This is a genomic window from Acinetobacter sp. 25-47-130 (assembly GCF_056779705.1).
The window spans coordinates 47,667-71,986 of sequence record NZ_JBWYII010000006.1 but is presented as its reverse complement, the minus strand read 5'-3'; the positions used below and the strand labels follow the sequence as shown (position 1 = coordinate 71,986).

Sequence of the window (24,320 nt, the reverse complement as noted above, 5' to 3'; positions counted from 1 at the left end):
GAGTAATGGTGCAATCTGATTTTTATGAGCCATGGCAGAACTTTCATCATACAATTGTACGTCAACTGGCTTTTGTCATCGCAAGTCCTAATATTATTCGTTTTGCGCCTAAAGAATTAACGATCGTTCATCCTTTTGAATTGCACCATGAACAATTTTGGCAAACTCAGTACGAAAAATATATCTCCAGACTGCATGATCTAGATCAAAACCCACAAGAGCTGATTGATTTTATTCAGCAACTTAAAAGTACGCGTCTAGGTTTGCGCTTTGAATATTTAATGTGGTTCTGGCTGCAAGATGATCAACGCGATCAAGCTGATTTTTCGCTGTTAGATCACAGTGTTCAAATCATTGACGGCCGCCATACTTTGGGTGAAATTGACTTTGTGATATTAAATCATCACACCCAAGAAATTGAACAATGGGAAGTTGCACTGAAATTTTATTTAGCAGAACAAGACTTTCAACTTCAACATTGGTACGGATTAAATCGAAGCGACACTCTATTTAGAAAGCTCAATCATTTTACGCAAAAGCAATTTCAATTTACTCAAGCCAATACTTATAAAATTGATCGAAAAATTGCGGTGATGAAAGGTCAACTCTACTTTCCGTATCATACCGAACTTCAAACCTTACCTAACTGGGTCAGCCCACATCGTCGTATAGGCACATGGGGACATCAATTACGATCATCTTTTTATCGACTGGAAAGACAGGAATGGATTTGTCCGAATGCAAGTCAGACTTCAAATGAAGCACATTGGTGGAGCAATGGGCTTTATCACAATGTACAAACAAATCAGTTTTATATGTACCGTCAACCAGCTTTAAAGCTCCCTTACGTGTAGTTCGTGTAATAAAAAAATGTATCGAATACAATTAATAACATTCTGATAATAAAACTCTCATATTCTTCTAAATGATTAATTTTTATTCTGATTAAGCATCAAAATAATTTACAATCATTGGAGATAATGATGAAAAAAGTATTAGCCGCTTCATTCGTAGTTGCATTTGTATTAACTGGTTGTAATACATTCAAAGGTTTTGGACAAGACGTTTCAAAAGCTGGGGAAACTGTAACAAATACTGCTGAAAAAACTTCAAACGAAATTCGTAACAACTAATTCGAAGTTGAAGCTAAAAGCCCTATTTTTTAATAGGGCTTTTTTTATTTAAATTTGATTTCCTTGAATGATTAATATTTTGCATCAAATTCAACATACTTTATGATAGATCAACTTTGACCAATTCGATTTCTCTCCATGACCCAGTCTGCAACACTCGCTTTAAGCTTACAATTACTTCGCCAACCTTCAGTGACCCCTGTCGATCATAACTGTCAAAATATTATGGCTGATCGATTATCAAAGATTGGTTTTAACATTGAAAATATGCGTTTTGAAGATGTAGATAACTTATGGGCTCGTCGCGGGACTGAATCACCTGTGTTTTGTTTTGCGGGTCATACTGATGTTGTTCCTACAGGCAATCTAGAAGCGTGGAACTCCGATCCATTCGCCCCAGAAATTAGAGATGGAAAGTTATACGGGCGTGGCAGTGCAGATATGAAAACGGCGTTGGCAGCCATGGTAATTGCCTCTGAACGTTTTGTTGCCAAGCATCCAGACCACAAAGGTTCGATTGCTTTTTTGATCACTTCAGATGAAGAAGGTCCATCTATCAATGGAACAGTGAAAGTTGTAGAAACTTTAGAAGAACGCCAAGAAAAAATGACATGGTGTTTGGTCGGTGAACCGTCAAGTACGAATACTTTAGGTGACATTGTTAAAAATGGCCGTCGTGGGTCTCTCAACGCCAATTTAATAGTGAAAGGTAAGCAAGGGCATGTGGCCTATCCACATTTGGCAATTAACCCAATTCATACAGCCTCAAAAGCAATTGCTGAATTGTGTGAGACAGAATGGGATCAAGGCAATGAGTATTTTCCTGCAACATCTTTCCAAATCTCGAATATTTCTGCTGGAACAGGTGCAACCAATGTTGTGCCTGGCACGATGAACTTGTTATTTAACTTCCGTTATTCTACAGAAGTTACTGCTGATGAATTAAAAGCACGTACACATGAAATTTTAGATCGCCACGGCGTTGAGTATGATATCGAGTGGACACTATCAGGTTTACCATTCCTTACCCCTGTTGGAGAGCTCGTCAATGCTGCCAAAAAAGCGATTTTGGATGTGACTGGCACGACAACAGAATTATCAACCAGTGGTGGTACATCAGATGGTCGCTTTATCGCACCCACTGGAGCTCAGGTACTCGAACTGGGAGTACTTAATGCCACGATCCACCAGATTAATGAGCATGTTGAAATCGCACATTTGGAACCTTTGGCTGAAATTTATGAAAAAATCTTAATTGAGCTATTGGCATAACATTAAAATTTAACAGCAATGAAATATAAAAAAGGATGCAAATGCATCCTTTTTTAATTGGCTTAAAATACTTCAATCCTGTTTTAAAAGCTGATTGATCTGCTCAATCAACACTGCTTCTTGGAAAGGTTTACCCATATAAGCCGATACACCAAGTTCAAGAGCATGTTGTTTATGCTTATCCCCCACTCGTGAAGTGATCATAACCACAGGTAAGTTCTGCAAATGTGGTTGATTTCTCAGCCATTGCATCACTTCAAAACCATCCATTCTTGGCATTTCAACATCAATTAACATTAAGGCAGGTGTTGAATGCTGTAAATATTCAAGTGCTTCAATGCCATCTGTAGCTGTGACAATCTGGTAACCATAACGCTCAAGTAGTTTAGATGTCACTTTTCGAACTGTGACCGAATCATCAACCACTAAAATCGTAGGTGCCTCATTGTCATGTTTTAAATTTGAGAGCTTCGACTCTGGATGTACAGACCAATCCTGCTGAGTGAGATATTGAACCACACGATTTACATTTAAAATTGGGCAAATTTCTCCACTGCCCATAATGGTTACACCGCTGAGATAATCAATTTGATGGATCAGCCTCCCAGTCTGTTTCACAATAATTTGTGAATTAGTTCCTAAGACTTCATCAACGAATAAAGCCACAGGTTGAGACTGGTGCATATTCACCAAAATCACTGGAACTTTTTGGGTTTCTGAATATGGTGAGTTTCTTTTTATATTTTGATTTAACAACACGAAGTCAGCCAAATCGTTTAATTGATAACTTGCTTCATGCACCCTCAACAACTGACTCTGTTGTTTCGCATGATTTAAATCATGTCTATCGATCATTTCAACACGTTGTATTTGATGTAACGGTAAGGCAAAGAATTGATCTGCAACTTTTACCATCAACGCTTCAGTAATAATTGAAGATTTAGGAATTCTGATTTCAAAACAAGTTCCTTGTCCTCTTTCCGAAGTAACATGAACATGCCCACCCAGTGCCTGTATTTCACTTTTTACGACATCTAAACCGACACCACGTCCTGAAACCGTTGTTAATTTTGCAGCAGTGGTAAAGCCAGGTCTAAAAATCAATTGTAATAGTTCAGTTTCAGAATATTCCCGTTCAGTATTGAGCCAACCAAATTCAACAGCTTTTTGCTTAATCTCTTGTGAATCAATTCCTCGACCATCATCCTTGATCAAAATACTCAGCTCATTGTGATGATTCACCAGTGTCAGTTGCATGACTGCTTGTTCAGGTTTATTTAATTTCAACCGCTGTTCTGCTGACTCAATTCCGTGATCAATCGCATTACGCAGAATATGCTCAAGTGAGGTGATCAACTTTTCAAGAATACTACGATCTAATTCGATGTCTGCATGTTCAATCTGTAACTGAACAGATTTATTCAGATTCATCGAAAGTTGCTTGCATAAGCGTTCAAGACGCATTTGTATCGTCTTGAATGGCACGACACGAGTACGCATCAACGAGTGTTGGATGTTGTTTTGTATTCTTGCCTGCTGAATCAATATACTTTCTGCAGACTGAAGCTTTTCGTGCAGAGTGTTTCTGATATCTAACAAGTCTGATGTTGACTCTGATATTGATTTTGAGAGTTGATTAAGTGATGAATATTGATCCATTTCTAAGGGATCAAATCCATGCTCGGCGGAATTATGTGATCTACGTTGTAATAAAATTTGGGATTCTAATTCCCCTTCCATCCGTCTCAATTGTGAAGTAAGGCGCTGAATGGTTTGATCCATTTCTACCAAATTTGACCGATATGATTTTAATTCTACTTCGACTTGCGAACGTTGAATCAAATCCTCCCCAATCAAATTAAGGGTTGCTTCAATTACAGCAGTAGAGACTGAAAGTGTCTCGTTCGCTACGGCAGATTGCACAAACTTTTGCAAATTACCACTCATTGGAGGCGGTAAAACACTCTCCTTAGCGTTAGATGGTTCAGTCTGATGTGAGTTTTGCTGAATGGAAGAAGAGTCAAACTTTGATGAATTATTATGCGTAGTGACTAAATCACTTAAATTGGTTTCAAGGTCCGCTGATAAAGTTGAATGAATACTAAAATCTGAAGACATGTGGTGAGTGATATCATTTTGCATCGAATGTACTAAGTTCAGCTTCGAGTCACCACCCTTAAGATTTAAATGTCCAAGCTCAATTAAACCCTGAATAAGCCTTAATGCCTGTTCTATCGGATAATCAACAGACTCAGTTTTAATGATTTTGACACGCCGTACCAAATCATGCTGTAAGGCTTTAATCAAAATAATGAAACTTTTTATATCAATGTGTTGCTCTGAAATGAGTTGAAGATATACAGATTCAAGCTCATGGATTAGATTTGCAAAGTAATCTGCTTGCAACATGTATGCACCACCTTTCAACGTGTGCAGTTGCCGCATAATTTTTTGGATACACGTAGCATCTTCTTGATACTCTAACCATGTATTGAACAAGTCTTCGATTTGAGACAAAATTTCTTCCGCTTCCTCGACAAAAAAACCACTTACTTCGCGATCTAAGCCCTGTTTTGCTTTCGCTGAATCTTTGAGTGCGTAATCTATATTGAGTAATGTCAGAATTGTTTCATCTAAGGATCGAGCAGATACTTCGCTCTCCTGCTCTATAGTACCACTACAATTCGATTGATTGGAAAAACTGAAGTATTCATGATTAAGTTGTTTTAAATCATCTAATAGTTGCTGAGAAGCCTCATTATTTTGAGCCAATTGACCTATAGCAAGTTCATCAAATATTTCTAAGAGTTTTTCATGCCCTTGTTGTAAAACTCGGTGGACATTTGAGTAGGCAATTGAATTCGGTTCTCTTGCAATGTTGGAGTGAATTGAACTCAAAATTTCTGAAATTTTTCGAAGGAGATCAAAATCAACTTTAATGGCAAATTTAGCAATTGAACTGAGTTGTTGACTCAGTAAGCTCGAACGTTCAGTAGCACGTGTAGAGCTAACGAGGTTAGAAATACCATCTTGTACAAAGGTATCGATAAGAAAAACATCTTCTACACCCAAATCTACAATTTTCTTGAGTAACTCTTGCGGATCAAGATTTGGATCGTTCTGTGTAATCTGTTCTGAGAAGTCTCTCAATGCGATTAAAAAAGTATGCTCTAATGCCTGAAACTGTTGTTGTCTCGTTACGTTGTCACCTGTTGTTTGCAAGCTTTCTAAGTAATACTGGATTAAATCAATATACTGCGTTGTGAGCGCTTGCAATTCTTTATTGTTGGTATCAAGAAATGGATTACGTTGTATTATTTTTTCGAATGACTGACTCAATACTTCAATTTGCTCAAGTCCAACAATTGCAGAACTCCCCCTGAGAGAATGGACAACACGTGCAAGCGTATCCACCTGAAATTGTTGATTGGATTTATCCAACATATCTTGCAGGGATTTCAATTGTTCTGAAGCTTCAGCATAAAAACTTTGCAGAACCTCGTTATCCCATATTTGAGTATTCTCAATTGTGGCTGCTGCTGAGAGTGAATTTGAGTCATTCAAACAATGACATTCAATCCTGAAATCTAGATCTAGCTGTGTGAGATGAGCGTTGATCGCCAACAAAGGATGCAATGATTGATCTATGGTATTTGAATGTTCTAATTGCCGACCTAAAAGCAATAGAGGTTTAACATCTAATTGAATCGCTTGTTTAACTGTTAAACTAGGCACAATAATGTAGCGATATATACGAGAGATCAGCTCAACATACTCAAGGACCATTTGACTCCATGAACGTTGCTGATCAAGCCTAGTATTTAGTATTGTCTCAACAGTCCATGCAAGCTCAGAAACTGAGTTGAGTCCAAGCATTCGACCCGAACCCTTTAAGGTATGAAAATTACGGCGCAAAGCTTGCCAAATATTTACCTGTTCTAAATCATTCGATAAGACTTGAAAATTTTCTGATATTTCTAGAAGTAATTCCTTAAGCTCTTCAGCAAAGGTGGTAATAAGCTCCTCATCTTCAAAATTTGATTCATCCTGAGGAAGCTGCATATCGACATATGCACGATAGAGTGCTTCTGAAAGATATAATTGTATTTTATTAGGATTATTATTTTTCATGGCTCAATCACTCAGGTAATTTGAAGTTTGCAACTGATTTCCTTAAAGAATCAGCCATTTGAGTGAGTTCTGCTATCGATTGTGCAGTATCTAAGGTTGAAGCATGATTTTCTCGTGTGACATCTTGCACAAGCGACATTGTTTTCGCAATTTGACCCGCAGCAGCTGACTGAACTTTTGAGGATGCTGAAATATTCGCAATCAGTTGAGCCAACTGTTTTGAAATCAACTGAATATCTGCAAGTGCTGCTCCTGCATCTTGAGCAAGTCCAGTCCCCTTAACCACCTCAGAAGTTGTTTGCTCCATAGAGCGAACGGCCTCATGCGTATCTAATTGAATATTTTTTACCAATATCTCAATATGTTTGGTCGCAGCAGTTGAACGTTCAGCTAAACGCTGCACCTCATCAGCAACACTAGCGAAACCTCGTCCAGCATCGCCTGCCATTGCGGCTTGAATGGCTGCATTTAAAGCCAACAGATGCGTTTGCCCTGCAATGTCTTCAATGGTTGCAACAAAGTTTCCAATCTCTTGGGTAGATTCACCCAGCCTTTTAATTTTTTTAGATGTTTCTTGAATCTGCCCTCGTATTTGATCCATTCCATCTATTGATCGTTCAACCACTTCCCCACCCTTCGCTGCGATAAGTACAGCGCGCTGAGCAACTTTTGCAGATTGCGCTGCATTTTCATAAACGTGATCAATTGAGTCCGCCATGTCATGAATGGCGAGCGATGTATTTTGGATTTCACGAGCTTGCAGCTCTGAAGATTGCGCCAATTGTGAACTCATGTGCTGAGTTTGATGAATATATTGGGTAACTTGTTGAGAAGCCTGATTAATTCTCATCACCAAATCACGCAAATGATCTATCGCTACATTAATTGAATCCGCGATTGTCCCCGTAAAATCTGCAGAAACCGCAGCATATTTGGTCAAATCGCCTTCAGCTAAATCACCAATTTCATCTAAAAGTCGATAAATCGCGGTTTGATTTTTCTTATCTTTATCCACTAGTTCCATTAAACGCAAACGATCTTCTTGGCTTCTTAAAATAAAAAGTTTAATCACTGCAAAGGTGAAGCTCGATAAACTAATCAACAATAAAAGTGACAGTAAAATCAGTAACCACGTCGAACCTGTGCGAATTTCATTGAGAGCAACTTGAATTTTTTGTAACTGAGATTCCGTGATATTGCTTTGAGACTCTAACCACAGTCGATCTACTTCATTTAAAGCTGGACTATAAAAATAAACTGATTTTACATTTTCAAGTTGTGAACTAAAAATAAGCTGAGAGTTTTTGAGAATCTGTAATGTGTAATCTGTAGGATTATCCTCAAACTGTTGAGTCTGAATAATCATCATTTGATTGAGATATTTCAGTTCCCCCACCCCACGACTTTGCTCCACCGTGCGTGGGAGATTAAACATAAGAAACAATAAAATCAGAAAAGCACAAACGAGGCTAATAATAGCCATGATTAAATAAGACTTCGTTTGGGCAGATTGCCCAAACAGCTCTGAAAACTGTTCAAGTTTTAACTTAAGTGAAGCTTTCCATCCCTGTGTGTTGGAATCTGAATCATTCACATTCCGACTGGTCTTTTTTAACCGTAAACTCACTCAGCTCCCCCAAAAAACTATTGCTGACTACACATTAAATTGAATTTGATGTGAACATGTGCTTTAGACGATCATGCTCATATAGCAGACTCATCATCAGCACAGCTACAGGTGTTGAATGATCGAGAAAATAACCTTGGCAAAACGATCTATATGGTTCTGCGATCAAATCCGAACTGGTGCTATAGGTATTATTCTTATAATGTTTTACACCAAGGACTTCATCCACAAGCAATCCAACACAGTCTTGCCCCACGTTAAAACATAAAATTTTAACATTAGCGTGTAATTGTGTTGATTTACTCAAAGCAAATTGCTTTAGATCTAATACGGACAGTACTCGACCTCGCAAATTCGCTAAACCTAAATACCACGGCGGCGTAAGTGGTAATGAGGTAATGCTCAGTAAAGGGCTAACCTCCGCAATATCACCAAGTGGGGTAATAAATTGCTGCTGCTCAACTTTAAAACATACACCAGACCAGAGGTCCTGATTTTGCACATCACGGTACTCATTTGCTTGAGCCGAATTAGCATTACTGGCTTGCGTTAACCAGTGTTGTTGATCACTTTCATCTTGAATGATCATGCTGTGCCTGTATTTAAATATTGCTGAATGACATCAAGTAATCTTGATTCATCTACAGGTTTGATCAGGTAGTCGACAGCGCCTTGTCTTTTGCCCCAAATTCGATCCGTATCCTGATCTTTGGTACTGACAATGACAACTGGAATATGCTTCGTTACATCAGCTCTTGCAATTTGCCGCGTCGCTTGAAATCCATTCACACCAGGCATCACCACATCCATAAGTACAAGATCTGGTTGCTCTGCTTGCGCTAAGGTAACACCATCTGCACCATTGGTTGCTTCTAGCACTTCATAGCCATTTTTGGACAGAATTTCTTTAAATCTAAACATTTCTGTTGGAGAGTCATCTACCACTAAGATACGTGTCATATTTTGTTTTCCCAGTACTTAACGTGAAGCGACAAGTTTACGAATCGCATTCAATAGCTCATCTTTACTGAATGGTTTCGTGAGGTATTCATCAGATCCAACAACTCGTCCTTTTGCCTGATCAAACATCCCATCTTTACTGGATAACATGACCACTGGAATATGTTGGAAATTTTGTGAGTTTTTTAACAATGCGCACGTTTGATACCCATCTAAACGCGGCATCATAATATCTACAAAAATAATATCAGGTCGAGTTTCAGCAATTTTAGATAATGCTTCAAATCCATCTACTGCAGTTACAACGTCATATCCTTCACGCTGTAATAAAGTTTCTGCGGTCCGACGAATCGTTTTTGAATCATCAATGACCATCACTTTAATATTTTGCAGATTATCATCCATTGAATGATCCTTCCTGAGATGAGATTTAAAGAAAAATGAAACGCTTAATTTAGAGAATAACCATTATTTTCTAACATAACATTACATTGATTTTCAATGCAGTTGAGTACTCGCGGAGAGATTGTGTCACAAAGCTTCATAGAATTTAAGGGTGAATCAGATTAAGCGTAAATTATTTAACGGTTTATATTTATAAATTTACCAAAACCACATAAAATGCTTGTTATTAAAAGCAAAAATTAAAAAATTGAATTGATATCACGGGGACCAATTCCAATGTTTAATCTTTCGCACAAATCAAGAATTGGGTTAAAGCATCTTCATCATAAAACATTCTTAGTGATCATGATGACATTTGGTTTATGTATCAGTGAAGCAATTGCTAATACCACAGTGACCAAACCGTCTTGGTATCGTTATTATGATAAAAATGGCGTAGCTAATATTAGTAGTTCGGTAACACCAGAGCATATTCGTCACGGTTATGAAGCACTTGACCGTAATATGCAAGTGATTAAAAAAAATCGACCTTATGATGCCGATAAAGAACAGCAACAAAGTGGTGTACGTACGCAACAAGCCAAACAACATGAACAAGATCTACGCTTAAAACGTGCTTATGGTTCTAGTAAAGTGGCTGCGAACAAACGTGATGATATGTTGAAAAACATCAACAAACAAATCACCTTTCAAAAACAACAGTACCAACAACTGGAGCAAGATCGAATATTGTTTAAAAAGCAGGAACAGACCTATATCAAAAAAGGGAATCCTGTCCCTAAAAACTTACAAGATCGAATCACTTATAATGCGCAGAATATGAGTAATATCCAAAAAAATATTGAATCTTTACAAACAAACTATCGAAATACTCAGTCACAATACGACAATATTATCAAGCGCTTAAAAACTCTTGAATAAAGAAGAGTTTGTCTGAATGGAAAGGAATTATCACATGCCGAATGCGACTCGACACAGCAGTCAGTTTAAGAAATATCTCGTATTAGGAACGCTGTGTACGAGTTGTCTTTTAGCCGCTTGTCAAAAAAATGACGAAAGTGTACAGCCAACCTCATCTACCCCTCAAAAAATTGAATTAATACAACAGGACTTAGTCAAAGTTGAAAATGGGGTCTCAAATCTGAAATTTGCTTTCACGGGCACCATACGCGCTGTGAATCAAAGTACAATTCAAGCGCAAGTGACTGCCACTGCTAGCCAAGTCTCTGTACAAGTCGGTGAAAGGGTGAGTAAAGGACAAGTCTTGGTACGTTTAAATAATCAAGATAATGCAGCCCGACTCGCACAAGCTCGCGCTAATCTTGCTTCTGCACAAGCGCAGGCACAACAAGCTTCAAATATGGTTACTCGAAAAAAACGACTTTATGATCAAGGATTTATTTCTAAGGTTGAATATGAACAAAGTCAAGTGGAGCATAAAGCTCAACTCGAAACTGTACGAGCTCAGCAAGCAAATGTGGATATCGCACTGAAAGCCGATGCTGATGGGTTAATTCGTAGCCCCATTTCTGGCGTGATTACCAAACGTCAAGTTGAACCTGGTCAAACCGTTTCAATGGGTCAAACACTATTTGAAATCGTAGATCCACAAAAATTAGAGATTCAAGCAAAACTCCCTGTCGAATCTCAACATGCGCTCAACATTGGAAACAATATTGAATATAAAATTCAAGGGACTACCCAAAATTATACTGCCAAGTTAACACGCATTTCCCCTATGGCCGATCAAATCAGTCGTCAGGTTGAGTTTTTTGCTCAACCGAATGAATCAATCAATTCACTGAGTATTGGTGCTTTTGTCGAAGGTTTCATTTTAGATGACAAACAAATTCAGGGGCAAAAAGTTCCTCTTGATACTATTCAAGATGCAGATGGCAAACCTTATCTGTGGATCATCCGTGATCAGAAAATTCAGAAAGCCAATATTCGAATTCTGGATCGACAACCCAACGAGAATATTGCAATGATCAGTGGTCTTCAGCCAACGGATTACATCAGTAGAATTAAGTTTAATAATGATGACTTAAATAAAACAGTCTCAATTGCTTCAAAGTAAGACAGGATCTGTACTATGTGGTTAACTCGAATCAGTGTGAAATATCCTGTCTTTACGATCATGATGATGCTATGCCTGATGGTATTGGGCTTATCATCATGGCAACGAATGGGAGTTGAAGAATTCCCTGATGTCGATTTCCCATTTGTGGTCGTGTATACCACTTACCCAGGTGCTTCTCCTGAAACTGTTGAATCTGAAATTACCAAAAAGATGGAAGATCAGATCAATACAATCTCAGGTGTTAAACAAGTGATATCGCAGTCGAGTGAAGGACTCTCTACAATTATCACTGAGTTTAATTTGGATGTTCCTTCAACCGTTGCAGCTCAAGATATTCGAGACAAAATTGCGCCAGTGACAGCTGAATTTCGTGATGAAATTACTGATCCTATTGTTGAGCGCTATGACCCTTCCGCAGGTGCCATCATGTCGGTGGTATTTGAGTCTGAGAATATGTCACTCCGAGAGCTCAGCTCTTATTTAGATCAAAAAATTGTTCCTCAATTGAGAACTGTTCGTGGGGTAGGTACAGTTAATCTGCTAGGTGACTCGCAGCGTCAAATTCGTATTGAAGTTAATCCACAAAAATTACAAAGTCTTGGTGTTGGCGTTGATCAAGTCATTAACACACTAAAAGGCGAAAACATTGAAGTCCCTGGGGGCACACTCAAACAGTCAAATTCAGAGCTGGTTGTTGAAATTAAATCAAGAGTAATTCATCCCCAATCCTTTGGGGATCTCATCGTCGCGAGTAAAAATGGCACGCCAATCTACTTAAAACAAGTAGCTGAAATTTACGACAGCCAAGCTGAACTCGAGTCGAGTGCATTCATTAACGGTCAAAATGCTGTCGCGTTGGATATTCTCAGAAGCTCTGATTCAAATGTAATTGACGTTGTAGATGCGGCTTATAAAACACTAAACCGTATAGAACAACAACTCCCGCAAGGGACAACATTGAAAGTAGTTGTCGATACATCTCGAGGCATACGAGCAAGTATTGGTGATGTTGCCCGTACAATTATTGAAGGTGGTGTACTTGCGGTTGTCATCGTTCTACTGTTTTTAGGTTCATTTAGATCGACGATTATTACAGGTCTTACCCTGCCAATCGCCTTACTTGGTACATTAACGTTCATTTGGGCTTTTGGTTTTACCATCAATATGATGACTCTTCTTGCCCTGTCTTTAAGTATTGGTCTTCTTATTGATGATGCAATTGTGGTACGTGAAAATATTGTCCGCCATGCTGATATGGGGAAAGATCATGTGACTGCTGCTTTAGATGGAACCAAAGAAATTGGGCTGGCAGTTCTCGCAACCACTTTGACTATTGTTGCGGTGTTCTTACCAGTTGCATTCATGGGCGGTATTATCGGTCGTTTCTTCTACCAATTTGGCGTGACAGTGAGTACCGCCGTACTGATCTCAATGTTTGTCAGTTTTACGCTCGATCCAATGCTCTCAGCTCACTGGGCTGAACGTCATCATCCAAATAAAAAACCGAACGCATTGAAACGCTTCTTCAATGGGATCTCAAATAAACTTGATTCATTAAATGAAGTGTACGAGAAGCTGCTAAAACTGGCACTAAGATTCCGCTTTCTAACAATTGTCGTTGCTGTTGCTTCACTGTTTGGCGCGCTCGCGCTATCGAAAATGGTGGGAACAGAGTTTGTACCTGTTCCAGATAAAGGTGAAATTCGGATCAAATTTGAAACGCCCGTAGATGCTTCACTCGAATACTCTCAGGCAAAGTTAAAACAAGTTGAATCTATTATTCGACAACATCCAGAAGTTAAAGGAACGTACGGCGTTATTAATGGGGTGACTGATCGCGGGAAAAACCACGTAAGCATTCGAGTCAGTTTAAGTCCTCGCCAAGAGCGCTCTCAGACACTGACTGATTTAACCAATGAGTTTCGTGATCGACTACAAACCGTGGCGGGTATTACCCTCACCTCTATTGCTTCAGCAGATGAAACTGTGTCTGGTGGTCAAAAGCCTGTCATGATTTCCATCAAAGGACCTGAGCTAGATGAATTACAAAAAATTTCTGATCGCTTCATGGTGGAAATGGCAAAAATTGATGGTGTCGTCGATTTAGAAAGCTCGCTCAAGGAGCCTAAACCTACCCTTGAAGTGCATGTAAATCGTGTACTGGCAAACGATTTAGGATTATCAGTCAGCCAAATTGCCAATGTGATCCGCCCTCTCCTTGCTGGTGATGATGTAACGACGTGGAAAGACGAAAAAGGTGAAACCTATGATGTCAATTTGCGCCTCTCTGAAGATCAACGTACGCTTCCAAGTGACATCAATAATTTATATTTAAAATCGCAAAAAGTGGATGCGAATAATCAACCGATCTTAGTTCCGCTCTCAAGCGTAACAAGCACACAAGAAAGTTATGGTGCATCTCAAATCAACCGTCGTGATTTAGCGCGTGAAGTCATGGTTGAAGCCAATACTTCAGGTCGACCTGCAGGTGACATTGGTCGAGATATTAAAGCATTGCAAGATAACTTCGAGATGCCTGCCGGCTATGGTTTTGAAACACAAGGTGCAAACGCAGATATGGAAGAATCGATTGGGTACGCTGTTACAGCCGTTACACTCTCTATTGTATTTATCTATATTGTTTTAGGCTCTCAATTCAATAGTTTTATTCATCCTGCGGCGATCATGGCCTCATTACCATTGTCATTGGTCGGGGTATTCCTTGCATTATTCTTATTTAACTCGACAATGAATTTATTTTCCATTATTGGCATCATCATGTTAATGGGATTAGTAACCAAGAATGCAATTCTCCTCATTGACTTTATTAAGAAAGCTATTGATCGCGGTGAGACACGTTTTGATGCCATTATTGCTGCAGGTAAAACACGACTGAGACCCATTCTGATGACCACAAGTGCGATGGTTATGGGTATGGTGCCATTGGCATTAGGCTTGGGTGAAGGAGGTGAACAAAGTGCTCCGATGGCGCATGCTGTCATTGGGGGCGTCATTACCTCTACCCTGCTGACCTTAGTTGTCGTTCCCGTTATCTTTACCTACTTAGATGACTTTAAGAATTTTATGGTACGTCAAACACGAAAATTCATGTCATAATGTAGAGAATTGTCATGAGGTGTCATTCAAAATGCTCACCTCATTTTTTATCGTATAATCTTATGCTTTAACGCTCATTATTAGGACAAATTCCATGCGCGCGAGTCGCTTTTTATTTGCAACGTTAAGAGAAACCCCAAGTGATGCTGAAGTAATCTCTCATCAGCTGATGCTTCGTGCGGGTATGATTCGTAAATTGGCTTCAGGATTATATTCTTGGTTGCCAATGGGCGTACGTGTGTTAAATAAAGTCGAAGCGATTGTTCGCGAAGAAATGGACCGTGCTGGTTCACTACAAGTATTGATGCCTGTGACCCAACCGGCAAGTTTATGGGAAGAATCTGGTCGCTATGTGCAATATGGTCCAGAACTTTTACGCTTTAATGACCGTCACAACAACCCGTTTGTTCTCGGCCCTACACATGAAGAAGTCATTACTGATTTAGCGCGTAACGAACTCAAAAGTTATAAACAATTACCCGCTAATTTCTACCAAGTACAAACTAAATTCCGTGATGAAGTTCGTCCTCGTTTTGGCGTTATGCGCTCTCGTGAATTCGTGATGAAAGATGCTTACTCATTCCATGCAGATCAAGCTTCATTACAAGAAACTTACGACACGATGTACGATGCCTATTGCCGTATTTTTACTCGTTTAGGTTTAGACTTCCGTCCAGTTCAGGCGGATACAGGTTCAATTGGCGGTTCAGGTTCGCATGAATTCCATGTATTGGCATCAAGCGGTGAAGACGATATTGCATTCTCAACTGAATCAGATTATGCAGCCAATATTGAAATGGCTGAAGCGATTCTTGTAGGTGAACGTGCTGCACCAACTCAAGAATTAAAAATTATTGAAACACCAAATCAAAAGACTATAGCTGATGTATCTGCTTTCTTAGGTACCGATGCAAAACAGTCTGTCAAAGCTTTGTTGGTACAAGGAGTCGCTGAAGAAGGTAAAACTGCGCCTGTCGTGGCACTGTTCCTTCGTGGTGACCATGAGCTAAACGAAATCAAAGCTGAGAAACATCCGCTGATTGCATCACCACTTGCATTTGCAACTGAAGAACAACTGAGTGCTTTAGGCTTAACCGCTGGTTTTGTTGGTCCTCAAGGTTTAGTCGAAAAAGGGATTAATGTCATCGTTGACCGAGCAGCATCAGTTTTGTCTGATTTTGTTGCAGGTGCAAACGAAGCAAACAAACATGCGACGGGTGTGAACTGGGAGCGTGATGCTCAATTCACTGAAGTTTATGATCTTCGCAATGTTGTTGAGGGTGATCCATCTCCTGACGGTAAAGGTGTACTTCAAATTAAACGTGGTATTGAAGTTGGTCATATTTTCCAATTAGGTCAAAAATACTCTGAAGCTTTGGGCTGCAAAGTATTAGGTAAGGATGGTAAACCATTCACTGTAACAATGGGTTGTTATGGAATTGGGGTGACTCGCGTAGTCGCGGCTGCCATTGAACAAAATTACGATGAAAAAGGAATTATTTGGCCTGCTGCTATTGCACCTTTCCATGTCGCAATCGTTCCGATGAATGCTCATAAATCACCTCGTACTGTAGAGGCTGCTGAAGCACTTTATACAGAACTTCAAGCTGCTGGTTATGACGTGCTTTTAGATGACCGTGATGAACGACCAGGCGTTAAATTCTCCGATATCGAAATTACAGGTATTCCGCACCGTATTGTTATCGGTGAAAAAGGTTTAGATGCTGGTACTTTTGAGTACAAAGGTCGTTCTGATACTGAATCAAGCAACCTGAGTAAAGAAGAAATACTCGCTAAAATCGCCCAATAATTTGAGCATAAAAAATCCCGCTATTCGCGGGATTTTTTATAGACCGTTGATATTCACTTTCAAATCTTTCACAGATGTACCAATAGCCCCAAAGCTCCCCATTGAGCCATTCGCTAAACCATTAAAGACCGTCGGACTACTCGCCCCCTCACGTCCCAACATCACATTGTTGAGACCAACATTCATTTTACTAGATTGTCCTGTATTTCCGACGTAAATACCTAAAGGTGCAACACCTGCATGGAAACCAGATAATGAAAAGCCATTGTTTTGATCAGTAGCTTTAGCCTGAAAATCGAATTTTGCAGAAGAATTACCAGATACGAATGCAATAGGACAGCCTGAGCCTGTGCCACAGATTGATTGAATTGCGCCTCCAAACTGGACCATGTAGCCTTGTGGCACATTGCCTAATTGAACATTGATCTGAGGACGTTGGGATTGATTTAATGTAATTTCAAAGTTTCTATCAGCACTGCCTATTTCTAAAATTTTAGCGACACCAGGCACCAATTGCTTCAGATCATTATAAATCGATTTAGTTTGTGTAGCACTAGACACCTGATTACTGCTGGCGATATAAAGTGCGAATGGACTCAATTTAAACCCTGTAATTTGCTCAGCAAAAGTGATACCTATATTGGCAAATGGCGTGCCATTGCCTCCGTCTGTATCAATTTTTGCATTGATTGTAGACGAACCAGGGGTATGCCCTAAAAATTGAACCTGAATTGGATTACCAGTTGGACCTGCGACCACTAAGCCAGCTGCTTGTGAATAATTTTTTCCTAATATTGGATCTTTAATTCCGTCTTGATCAATGATCGCAGCCTGTGTGAACTCGATCTTATCCATTCCAATACCAATGCTGATCCCATCTTGACCAGTAGTAGATGAAAGAGACTGATCATCTAATGGTTGCATAGCAAAACACGGGAATCCCACCGCAGTGGTCAAAATAAGTAAAATGAATCGTCTTGTTTTTATCATATTCATGAGTCTATCCCTCAACTTTCCATATTTACTTATTAATTTCGAGGTGTAATGCGCAATTCACTATTCAAACGACCGCCAGTAATAGCCAGTTCGCCTAAACGAGCGCCAGCACCTACAGTTGGAGGATAGAAGTTGATGTCTCTTGCTCTAAAAACACCCGAAGTTGTCTTTTGAGGATTGAACATCAAGGCAGCATTCACACCAAATTGTCCCGCACCATTTTGATCTTTACTAACAACCAATGCATTATTAAATGCAATTTTACCTGTCAAACGGTCTAAACCAAGTGTTGAACCATTATGAGGATCGGTAATTTGGAAGGTGTTATTGTCACCTTTCAGCTCTAATTCACCCACAAAAGTTAAGTTCTGACCATCTTCAGCAGCATTATTTGGAATTAAAGAAAAATCAACATCACCACCAAGACGTGATTTCACCACAAACATCACATCATCAGCTAAAGCAAAATTGTTGTCTGGTGATGAACTTCGCGTAGCACATCCTGCTGCTCCACTATTTAATTTACAGGTTTTATAAATGGTACCTGGCAGATATCCTGCAGCAACTTCTGTTGATAGAACAATCAACATATCGCGCAAGCTGACATTTACACTACCATTTTCTACGCCCATATTTCCTGTGCCCTTCGCGTACAGATCAATATTACGTAAACCCATATAGTAATCTGTTGATGTTGCCGTATCTCCACTGCCTACCTTACCGCCATCAACCACTAAAATTGACGTGGTTTTATTACCTAGCGCTTGACCATTAGCTCGGTCTACCCCAGAGGTACTCATTGCAAAAGACAAACCAATTCTTGAGGTATTACCCGTTGTAGCAATCATGTTTTTAACAACATCGGATCCTGCTAAAGTGTAATAAAAAGCTTGATCTGCACGAACTGATGTTCCATATAGAGCAAGATTGGCATTCAGATTATAAAAAGGCAGTGCCAAACCCCACTCATTTTTAACATTTGTATTCGCAAACAAGTTAGCTGCTGGTGTTCCTGCACTATTGGTAAAACGTCCACGGCGGGAAATAGACTGAAATTCAGCACCACGAATCGCAGCAATCAAGCTGTATGGATTATCACCAGTTACTGCATTATGAATTTGGTGCTGATAATCAGTTGCTAAGGTTAAATAACTTCCATTACCAAAACGACTTTTTTGGAACACTTCGTTTTCAGGTAAGCGCAGTGTTTTTGTATCGACTAAATTGAGATACACGTTACCGCTATCAAAAGATGCTCGAGTATTTGGTCTTAACCCTGTTAAGTTACTAAACTCAAAACCGTATGCATTTAGACCTGCCCCACCAATTTCTAAAGTCGTTGCTTGTCCATCACTTCCGAGCATTGAATCATTGTCTTTGGTAAAGTCAGCTTTCATACGGAATCCGATTCCAGAATCACCAATTACACTATTACTAGATGAAGCCGTTGGACTATTGGCATTTCCTAGAACACTTTCATTGCCTTTTGTACCACGAAATTGCAACGATGAATTGACCATTCGCCCGCTGGCACCTACACGGATGAGACCTTTAGCTCCTTGAGGATTATTCGTATTGCTATTTAAAGCATATGGGTCATTTGAACTCACGTTCTTATTCAACATTACTTCAATATTTAGACCCGAGTTTGTTGTTTCACCCTCAGCACCTGACTTACCATTGCCATAGGTTCCTGTGTTAATAAATCCTGCTTTTTTTGAAGCCGAATTTGCAACACGGTTTAAATCCACATAACCCAAATTATCATTAGGCGTACTACTCATACCGGCAACATTATCTGTCGACCCTGTACGTGTATTCGACTGCATTCTCAATCCCTCAACTTCATCCACAAACATGGCACCACGTGCTTTGAAGTTGAAATTGAAGTTGTTTAAAACAAGTTGGTTGAGTTGGTTTCGTGCGTCAGTCTGCCCTAAATAGATATTGGCATTTTTAATCCCTAGTGCGATTTCGCTAAGATTCTCTTTGCTGAATAATCCGTGAATCGTTCTAAGCGATAAATCAGTATTCGAAGTAGTTTGTAAACCCAATTGACCCATTGAAAAACTACAACGGCTTGAACTCTCGTTATCACAAATTCTGAGATTATTCATGGTCACTAAAGCAGGTGTCACACTGGCATTGAAGTCTAAACCTGCTTGGTTCGCATTGCTTCCAGCATTAATTTTAATATCTGCCCCTAATGTTTGATTAGTGACATTACTTTTTCGAATAGAGACATTATCTGCTGTTGCCTGCAATGTATTATTGGTTGCTCCACTACTGCCACGACCAGCTTGATCTTGCCAATAGACCTGATCCATGTTGGCTTCAGTCAATGTTGTCGAGATATGCACACCATCTTGACCATTGACATTTCGCAAAGCTTCGTCATGCATCACTTCTAAAGCCATGGCATGACCGCTTGCAAGCAAGATACTCAGGCTTAATGCATTCATAACCAGCAATGAGCTGTGATTATATTTTTTATTGTTCATCACATTTCCTTATGCATCTTTAATTTCAACAACGCTGGTGACTGCCGTCACAACCAAACATCATGACTTTACCCTGAACAGCTAAATTACCATTCATTTTTAAACCCATAAAACCAGTTTCTCGCCCATGGTCATATGCAGAACGAGGAGCGTTAGATGAATCATAACGTGTCACTTGCAGGTAACCATAGTCAGCAGAACTTGTTCCTACACCCTCAGTGGTGGCATTGCTGGTAAATTTATCCTGACCAAAAGCCAAAGCATCAAAACCAAAATTACGAATTTGAATTGGCTTAGATGCATCAAAGCTCAGTTGCATCGCTGCTTTAAGCTGATCAGTACCAGAATCATTTTTATAGCTGAGATCTACACCATCCAAGCCAATCTTTTGAATATTTAGAGTGCCCTGAATCCCTTTAAAAACAAGCCATAATTTAAAACCATCCGTACTACTTGCTTGACCATCTTTGATATAGCGATTATTGACAGCAAGCGCGAGACGACAATATTCCACATCCTTACACAGTGCATCATCAAACACATAACGTTGAACATTATTCTCAGTCACTAACTTTTGGTTTAAAGAAAGTTTTAATGAGAGATCAGCTCCAGCTTGTCCTTCAACATTTTTTAAAGCTTCATCTGACATGGGCTCAAGTGCATAAGTCATTGATGCTATAACACTGAATAGGACAGCGACTAATGAATTTTTCATGAATGCTCTCCTATAATCCTTTTGTGGTGATTTTCATATGCTGAATAAGAACACCATCAATGACCGCAGAACCCATATTTTTAAAATTTGATGCTGGCAATGCGGCATTAGGCGTTTGGGGAATTGGATTGACTGCACCAAAACTTATACCTACTGCATCTGATCCTTTATAAGCACTTAAAGTATTATTCGCAGCGTTATAAGAAGTACTTCCAATAGTGATACTGCTATGTGTTGCATTCGTCCCTTGATAGCCATTCAAACCATTGTTACCACATTTATAAAAGTTACAGGTTGAGCCCGCATATTCTGTCGAGTTTGGATTGCTATAATCTGTGTATATTTTTTTATAAATTTCAGGTTTATTTGGAATACGCGTGAGTTCCAAACTAAAGTTTTTACCATCAGAGCCTAGAATCAAAGGCTGATAGAGTGAACCCAATACGATATTGGCATTCAAATTATGAATAAAGATACCCTCATTGGCATCAAATACTGGTGCCAGAGTATTGTTGATGGCAGGGGTTTGTAAATTAGGAGTGTCTGATGTTTCACGCGTACTCAGTCTAAGAATATTGGCTGTTTTATTCCCCGTCGTCAGATTTTGACCATCACCTGAGTTCAAACGCACAAGTCCAGCAACCCCCAAGGTGTTGTTATAAAATGCACTCATGCCTGCTTGGTTACTTGCACCATTTAAAGTTTGAAAGATTTTTATATTACTTCCATTAATGGAAAAATTATTCCAAATGGCCTGTAAACGAAGTCGATTAGCACGATCCGCATTACTCGTTCCTGCTTTTTCACCCAATTGGTAAAGTAGTGGATCCCCTTCTTTACGAGATGGATCAAGAACAAAAGCATCCGCCCACATGGCCATCTTCAATCTGTAAGCATCAAGACCATTGGCTGCATCCGTAGGACGAACTGTGTCCATTAATGGAGCTTCAAGCGTCAAGAATGGAACCTGACAGCTAGGATCATTACTTATACATGTTTTATTTAAATCAAAATTTGGAACCTGATTTTCAGTACCGACTCGAAGTAGCCATGGATTGGTTGCTGTTCCCCATGATCCTATACGTGCATCTTTATCTGTCGCAGCTAAGCGCGTATTGTGATTATTATCAGATTTAGATAATGCGAGACCATACACGAACAAATCAGCCTTACCCACGGAATGATCTTCTGACCCTACTGTTCCATTTTTATTGGTATCCAATGCCGCATCCGTTAAAGGACCCACTGGAATGAGATGAATATATCCGGTATCTTTTTGGCGATTCATTAAATCTGCCGCAGTTGAATTTTCCCCTTGAAAAACAAAATAAGCATCTTGAGGAATCATGGCGACACCCTCACCAGTCGTCGCACTTAAATTTTCATCCGAAAGAGGCTGCAATGCATAGACCGAAACCGTAGTAAGCGTCATTAAACTTGCAAGTAAAGTCTGATTAAATATGTTCGTATAATTAAGTGCCATCTCGACCTTCCCGTATACGATGCCTTGCACCATATTTATATTTTTAATTGTTCAGAGAAGAATTCCATGCTTCTCTTTTAATATTAAGATTACATCACAGTTTATAGTATATAAATGAAGTAGAATTTGCAAAAAATTGCGATTGGGTTGGCATTTTTTCCGATAAATGAATAAATTCATTTTTTCAAATACTTATAAAAAAAGCAAACTCATTGAGTTTGCTTTTTGCATGAAGTCTTACAATTCAATACTTAGGTTTTAGGTAAAGTTACACCTGTTTGACCTTGATATTTTCCACCACGATCTTTATAAGATGTTTCGCACACTTCATCAGACTCAAAGAACAACATTTGAGCAACACCTTCACCAGCATAAATACGTGCAGGTAAATTGGTTGTATTTGAAAATTCCAAGGTCACATGACCTTCCCACTCTGGCTCAAGTGGCGTCACGTTTACAATAATACCGCAACGTGCATAGGTTGATTTACCTAAACACACCGTCAAGACATTACGTGGGATACGGAAGTACTCTACTGTACGAGCAAGTGCAAATGAGTTAGGTGGAATAATACACACGTCAGCTTCGATATCGATAAAACTTTTATCATCGAAATTTTTTGGGTCAACAATAGCAGAGTGAACGTTTGTGAACACTTTGAACTCACGCGCACAACGAACATCATAACCATAGCTTGAAACGCCATATGAAATGAGTTTTTGACCATTTTCGTCTAAACGAACTTGGTTTTCTGCATACGGTTCAATCATGCCGTGTTTTTCGCTCATTTCGCGAATCCAACGATCAGACTTAATTGCCATTTATTTATTCCCAGAATACATATTCAATTACTGCGCTGTACTTTAACTGAAAACCCCGTCAATGGAAATAACCCACGATTTGTATTCCTATTCAGTCTGCTGCGGTGAATCATCTTAAAGACTTAACAATGCCGAATAACTCATTGGAATTGAGAAACTCATCAGGACTAAGGATGCTGTTTTTTGCATATTGGACTGGTTTAACCATTTAATTTTATTATTGGCTAACAGCGACCCAATGAGTGTCCAAATAAAAGCGATGGGTAGGATCAATAAAATAAACATCAACATGTGCGCAATATAATAATCTACACTCACCCAAACAATTGCAGGGAAAATAGCCGAGGCAAAAAGCAAAGCTTTAGGATTGAGTAAAGTTGCACAGAATAATTCAGAAGCCTTGATGGTGGGCTGATTCAACTGATGTTCTACGTTGGCAGTGCGCCATAATTTGATGGCCAGATAGATAATATAGAATGAACTAAATAATTTTAATATCACTGGCAAAATTGGCAAATGAGTGGTGACACGACCAATTAAAAATCCCCATGCAGTGATGGCAATAAGATAACCTAATGCTTCCGCGGGTATTAAGCGAAATGACTTTTTAATACCTACCTGTATGCCTGAAGATGCAAGTAAAGTATTGGTTGGTCCGGGTGTGAATAAAATCGTGGTAACCAACGCAATAAAGAGCCATGAAATCATAGGATGACCTCGCTGATAATGCGCTCAGATTAATCAGGATTATTTCAATTGGCAAAATATTATTTGTGTGAAAATTTCTCAAGAATGAAACACAATTTTTTTTGTAATATTTTTCATCAGGTTAGTTTGTCATTTAAATTATAACTCTGAAGTCACACAATGTAATCGAAACGAAAAACATGATGTACTCTTGCAAAAATGCTTATAGCACGTTCTTCATCGATGAAATTCAGCATCACAGTCCATTCACGCTGTGATGCTGAGTTCAAGCATTAATTTGACTGTTGTTCAGCTTCTTGAACCTGAATATTTAAAGATTTCTTTTGGAATTCTTTAGGATAATCAACATAAGGAATAATGGCAGCTGAAGCTGTCGTTGACAGAATGAGAGAAATCATAACCATCTTCATTGCAGTGATTGAACGCATTTCTATACCCATATAACGTGAAATTTCACAAAATATTTTAGGTAGAAAAATTAGAGTAAATAATCCTAAAACGACGAACGGTCAACAAAAAAACTTGCCTAAGTCAGACTTAGACAGGTTTAACATTGGGTCT

At 39.2% G+C, this 24,320-nt stretch carries 17 protein-coding genes and 2 pseudogenes; 7 read left to right on the top strand and 12 right to left on the bottom strand.

The window, feature by feature from the left end; all coding sequences use genetic code 11:
* The first annotated feature begins 5 nt into the window (after positions 1-5).
* From AC1M83_RS08985 to dapE, 3 genes are all read left to right on the top strand, one after another.
* Positions 6-854, top strand: coding sequence for a DUF1853 family protein (locus tag AC1M83_RS08985; protein WP_035269060.1), 849 nt, complete (start codon positions 6-8; stop codon positions 852-854).
* Between the two features lie 126 nt (positions 855-980).
* On the top strand, positions 981-1,133 hold the full coding sequence (locus tag AC1M83_RS08980; RefSeq protein ID WP_092766976.1) for an entericidin A/B family lipoprotein: 153 nt from the start codon (positions 981-983) through the stop codon (positions 1,131-1,133).
* A gap of 138 nt (positions 1,134-1,271) precedes the next feature.
* Entirely contained in the window at positions 1,272-2,405 is a 1,134-nt protein-coding gene (dapE, locus tag AC1M83_RS08975; RefSeq protein ID WP_481590487.1) for a succinyl-diaminopimelate desuccinylase, read from the top strand.
* 72 nt (positions 2,406-2,477) lie between these two features.
* On the opposite strand, the gene AC1M83_RS08970 is transcribed toward dapE, so the two are convergent.
* The 5 genes and pseudogenes from AC1M83_RS08970 to pilG all read right to left on the bottom strand — a co-directional run bounded on the left by AC1M83_RS08970 (position 2,478) and on the right by pilG (position 9,528).
* Positions 2,478-6,536, bottom strand: a complete 4,059-nt coding sequence (locus AC1M83_RS08970) for a hybrid sensor histidine kinase/response regulator (protein ID WP_481590486.1) — start codon at positions 6,534-6,536, stop codon at positions 2,478-2,480.
* A gap of 7 nt (positions 6,537-6,543) precedes the next feature.
* Positions 6,544-7,668, bottom strand: a pseudogene (locus AC1M83_RS08965) (methyl-accepting chemotaxis protein); the annotation flags it as partial.
* 529 nt (positions 7,669-8,197) lie between these two features.
* Positions 8,198-8,752, bottom strand: coding sequence for a chemotaxis protein CheW (locus AC1M83_RS08960; protein ID WP_092766974.1), 555 nt, complete (start codon positions 8,750-8,752; stop codon positions 8,198-8,200).
* On the bottom strand, positions 8,749-9,123 hold the full coding sequence (locus AC1M83_RS08955) for a response regulator (RefSeq protein ID WP_035269071.1): 375 nt from the start codon (positions 9,121-9,123) through the stop codon (positions 8,749-8,751). The genes AC1M83_RS08960 and AC1M83_RS08955 overlap by 4 nt, the downstream gene beginning before the upstream one ends.
* 18 nt (positions 9,124-9,141) lie before the next feature.
* On the bottom strand, positions 9,142-9,528 hold the full coding sequence (pilG, locus tag AC1M83_RS08950; RefSeq protein WP_035269072.1) for a twitching motility response regulator PilG: 387 nt from the start codon (positions 9,526-9,528) through the stop codon (positions 9,142-9,144).
* Positions 9,529-9,804: 276 nt separating this feature from the next.
* Here pilG and AC1M83_RS08945 point away from each other — a divergent pair, with 276 nt between their 5' ends.
* The 4 genes from AC1M83_RS08945 (at position 9,805) to AC1M83_RS08930 (ending at position 16,535) form a co-directional block, all read left to right on the top strand.
* Complete coding sequence (locus tag AC1M83_RS08945) at positions 9,805-10,449, top strand: hypothetical protein (RefSeq protein WP_228143102.1); 645 nt, start codon at positions 9,805-9,807, stop codon at positions 10,447-10,449.
* Between the two features lie 34 nt (positions 10,450-10,483).
* Positions 10,484-11,605 carry an efflux RND transporter periplasmic adaptor subunit gene (locus AC1M83_RS08940; RefSeq protein WP_481590485.1) on the top strand — a complete coding sequence of 374 codons (1,122 nt, stop codon included), beginning with the start codon at positions 10,484-10,486 and terminating at the stop codon, positions 11,603-11,605.
* Between the two features lie 15 nt (positions 11,606-11,620).
* On the top strand, positions 11,621-14,725 hold the full coding sequence (locus tag AC1M83_RS08935; RefSeq protein ID WP_481590484.1) for an efflux RND transporter permease subunit: 3,105 nt from the start codon (positions 11,621-11,623) through the stop codon (positions 14,723-14,725).
* Positions 14,726-14,819: 94 nt separating this feature from the next.
* Complete coding sequence (locus tag AC1M83_RS08930) at positions 14,820-16,535, top strand: proline--tRNA ligase (protein WP_481589083.1); 1,716 nt, start codon at positions 14,820-14,822, stop codon at positions 16,533-16,535.
* Positions 16,536-16,571: 36 nt separating this feature from the next.
* On the opposite strand, the gene AC1M83_RS08925 is transcribed toward AC1M83_RS08930, so the two are convergent.
* From AC1M83_RS08925 to AC1M83_RS08895, 7 genes and pseudogenes are all read right to left on the bottom strand, one after another.
* Complete coding sequence (locus tag AC1M83_RS08925; RefSeq protein WP_481590483.1) at positions 16,572-17,531, bottom strand: DUF6160 family protein; 960 nt, start codon at positions 17,529-17,531, stop codon at positions 16,572-16,574.
* Between the two features lie 32 nt (positions 17,532-17,563).
* Entirely contained in the window at positions 17,564-20,032 is a 2,469-nt protein-coding gene (locus AC1M83_RS08920; protein ID WP_481590482.1) for a DUF6160 family protein, read from the bottom strand.
* Between the two features lie 25 nt (positions 20,033-20,057).
* Positions 20,058-20,747 (bottom strand): hypothetical protein, encoded by a 690-nt coding sequence (locus tag AC1M83_RS08915; RefSeq protein WP_481590481.1) that lies wholly within the window; start codon positions 20,745-20,747, stop codon positions 20,058-20,060.
* A gap of 106 nt (positions 20,748-20,853) precedes the next feature.
* Positions 20,854-22,263 (bottom strand): annotated as a pseudogene (locus AC1M83_RS08910) (hypothetical protein); the annotation flags it as partial.
* A 218-nt stretch (positions 22,264-22,481) separates the two neighbouring features.
* On the bottom strand, positions 22,482-23,051 hold the full coding sequence (gene dcd / locus AC1M83_RS08905; RefSeq protein ID WP_004694514.1) for a dCTP deaminase: 570 nt from the start codon (positions 23,049-23,051) through the stop codon (positions 22,482-22,484).
* A 114-nt stretch (positions 23,052-23,165) separates the two neighbouring features.
* Entirely contained in the window at positions 23,166-23,759 is a 594-nt protein-coding gene (locus tag AC1M83_RS08900) for a LysE family translocator (protein ID WP_035269555.1), read from the bottom strand.
* A gap of 272 nt (positions 23,760-24,031) precedes the next feature.
* The gene (locus AC1M83_RS08895; RefSeq protein WP_155756999.1) at positions 24,032-24,187 is read right to left on the bottom strand and encodes a hypothetical protein; all 156 of its coding nucleotides are present in this window, start codon (positions 24,185-24,187) and stop codon (positions 24,032-24,034) included.
* Positions 24,188-24,320 lie beyond the last annotated feature (133 nt).

Excerpts from the sequence above, each read along its gene's own strand:
- AC1M83_RS08985 (WP_035269060.1), top strand. The coding sequence starts at position 6 with ATGGTGCAATCTGATTTTTATGAGCCATGGCAGAACTTTCATCATACA.
- AC1M83_RS08980 (WP_092766976.1), top strand. The coding sequence starts at position 981 with ATGATGAAAAAAGTATTAGCCGCTTCATTCGTAGTTGCATTTGTATTA.
- dapE (WP_481590487.1), top strand. The coding sequence starts at position 1,272 with ATGACCCAGTCTGCAACACTCGCTTTAAGCTTACAATTACTTCGCCAA.
- AC1M83_RS08970 (WP_481590486.1), bottom strand. The coding sequence starts at position 6,536 with ATGAAAAATAATAATCCTAATAAAATACAATTATATCTTTCAGAAGCA.
- AC1M83_RS08960 (WP_092766974.1), bottom strand. The coding sequence starts at position 8,752 with ATGATCATTCAAGATGAAAGTGATCAACAACACTGGTTAACGCAAGCC.
- AC1M83_RS08955 (WP_035269071.1), bottom strand. The coding sequence starts at position 9,123 with ATGACACGTATCTTAGTGGTAGATGACTCTCCAACAGAAATGTTTAGA.
- pilG (WP_035269072.1), bottom strand. The coding sequence starts at position 9,528 with ATGGATGATAATCTGCAAAATATTAAAGTGATGGTCATTGATGATTCA.
- AC1M83_RS08945 (WP_228143102.1), top strand. The coding sequence starts at position 9,805 with ATGTTTAATCTTTCGCACAAATCAAGAATTGGGTTAAAGCATCTTCAT.
- AC1M83_RS08940 (WP_481590485.1), top strand. The coding sequence starts at position 10,484 with ATGCCGAATGCGACTCGACACAGCAGTCAGTTTAAGAAATATCTCGTA.
- AC1M83_RS08935 (WP_481590484.1), top strand. The coding sequence starts at position 11,621 with ATGTGGTTAACTCGAATCAGTGTGAAATATCCTGTCTTTACGATCATG.
- AC1M83_RS08930 (WP_481589083.1), top strand. The coding sequence starts at position 14,820 with ATGCGCGCGAGTCGCTTTTTATTTGCAACGTTAAGAGAAACCCCAAGT.
- AC1M83_RS08925 (WP_481590483.1), bottom strand. The coding sequence starts at position 17,531 with ATGAATATGATAAAAACAAGACGATTCATTTTACTTATTTTGACCACT.
- AC1M83_RS08920 (WP_481590482.1), bottom strand. The coding sequence starts at position 20,032 with ATGAACAATAAAAAATATAATCACAGCTCATTGCTGGTTATGAATGCA.
- AC1M83_RS08915 (WP_481590481.1), bottom strand. The coding sequence starts at position 20,747 with ATGAAAAATTCATTAGTCGCTGTCCTATTCAGTGTTATAGCATCAATG.
- dcd (WP_004694514.1), bottom strand. The coding sequence starts at position 23,051 with ATGGCAATTAAGTCTGATCGTTGGATTCGCGAAATGAGCGAAAAACAC.
- AC1M83_RS08900 (WP_035269555.1), bottom strand. The coding sequence starts at position 23,759 with ATGATTTCATGGCTCTTTATTGCGTTGGTTACCACGATTTTATTCACA.
- AC1M83_RS08895 (WP_155756999.1), bottom strand. The coding sequence starts at position 24,187 with ATGCGTTCAATCACTGCAATGAAGATGGTTATGATTTCTCTCATTCTG.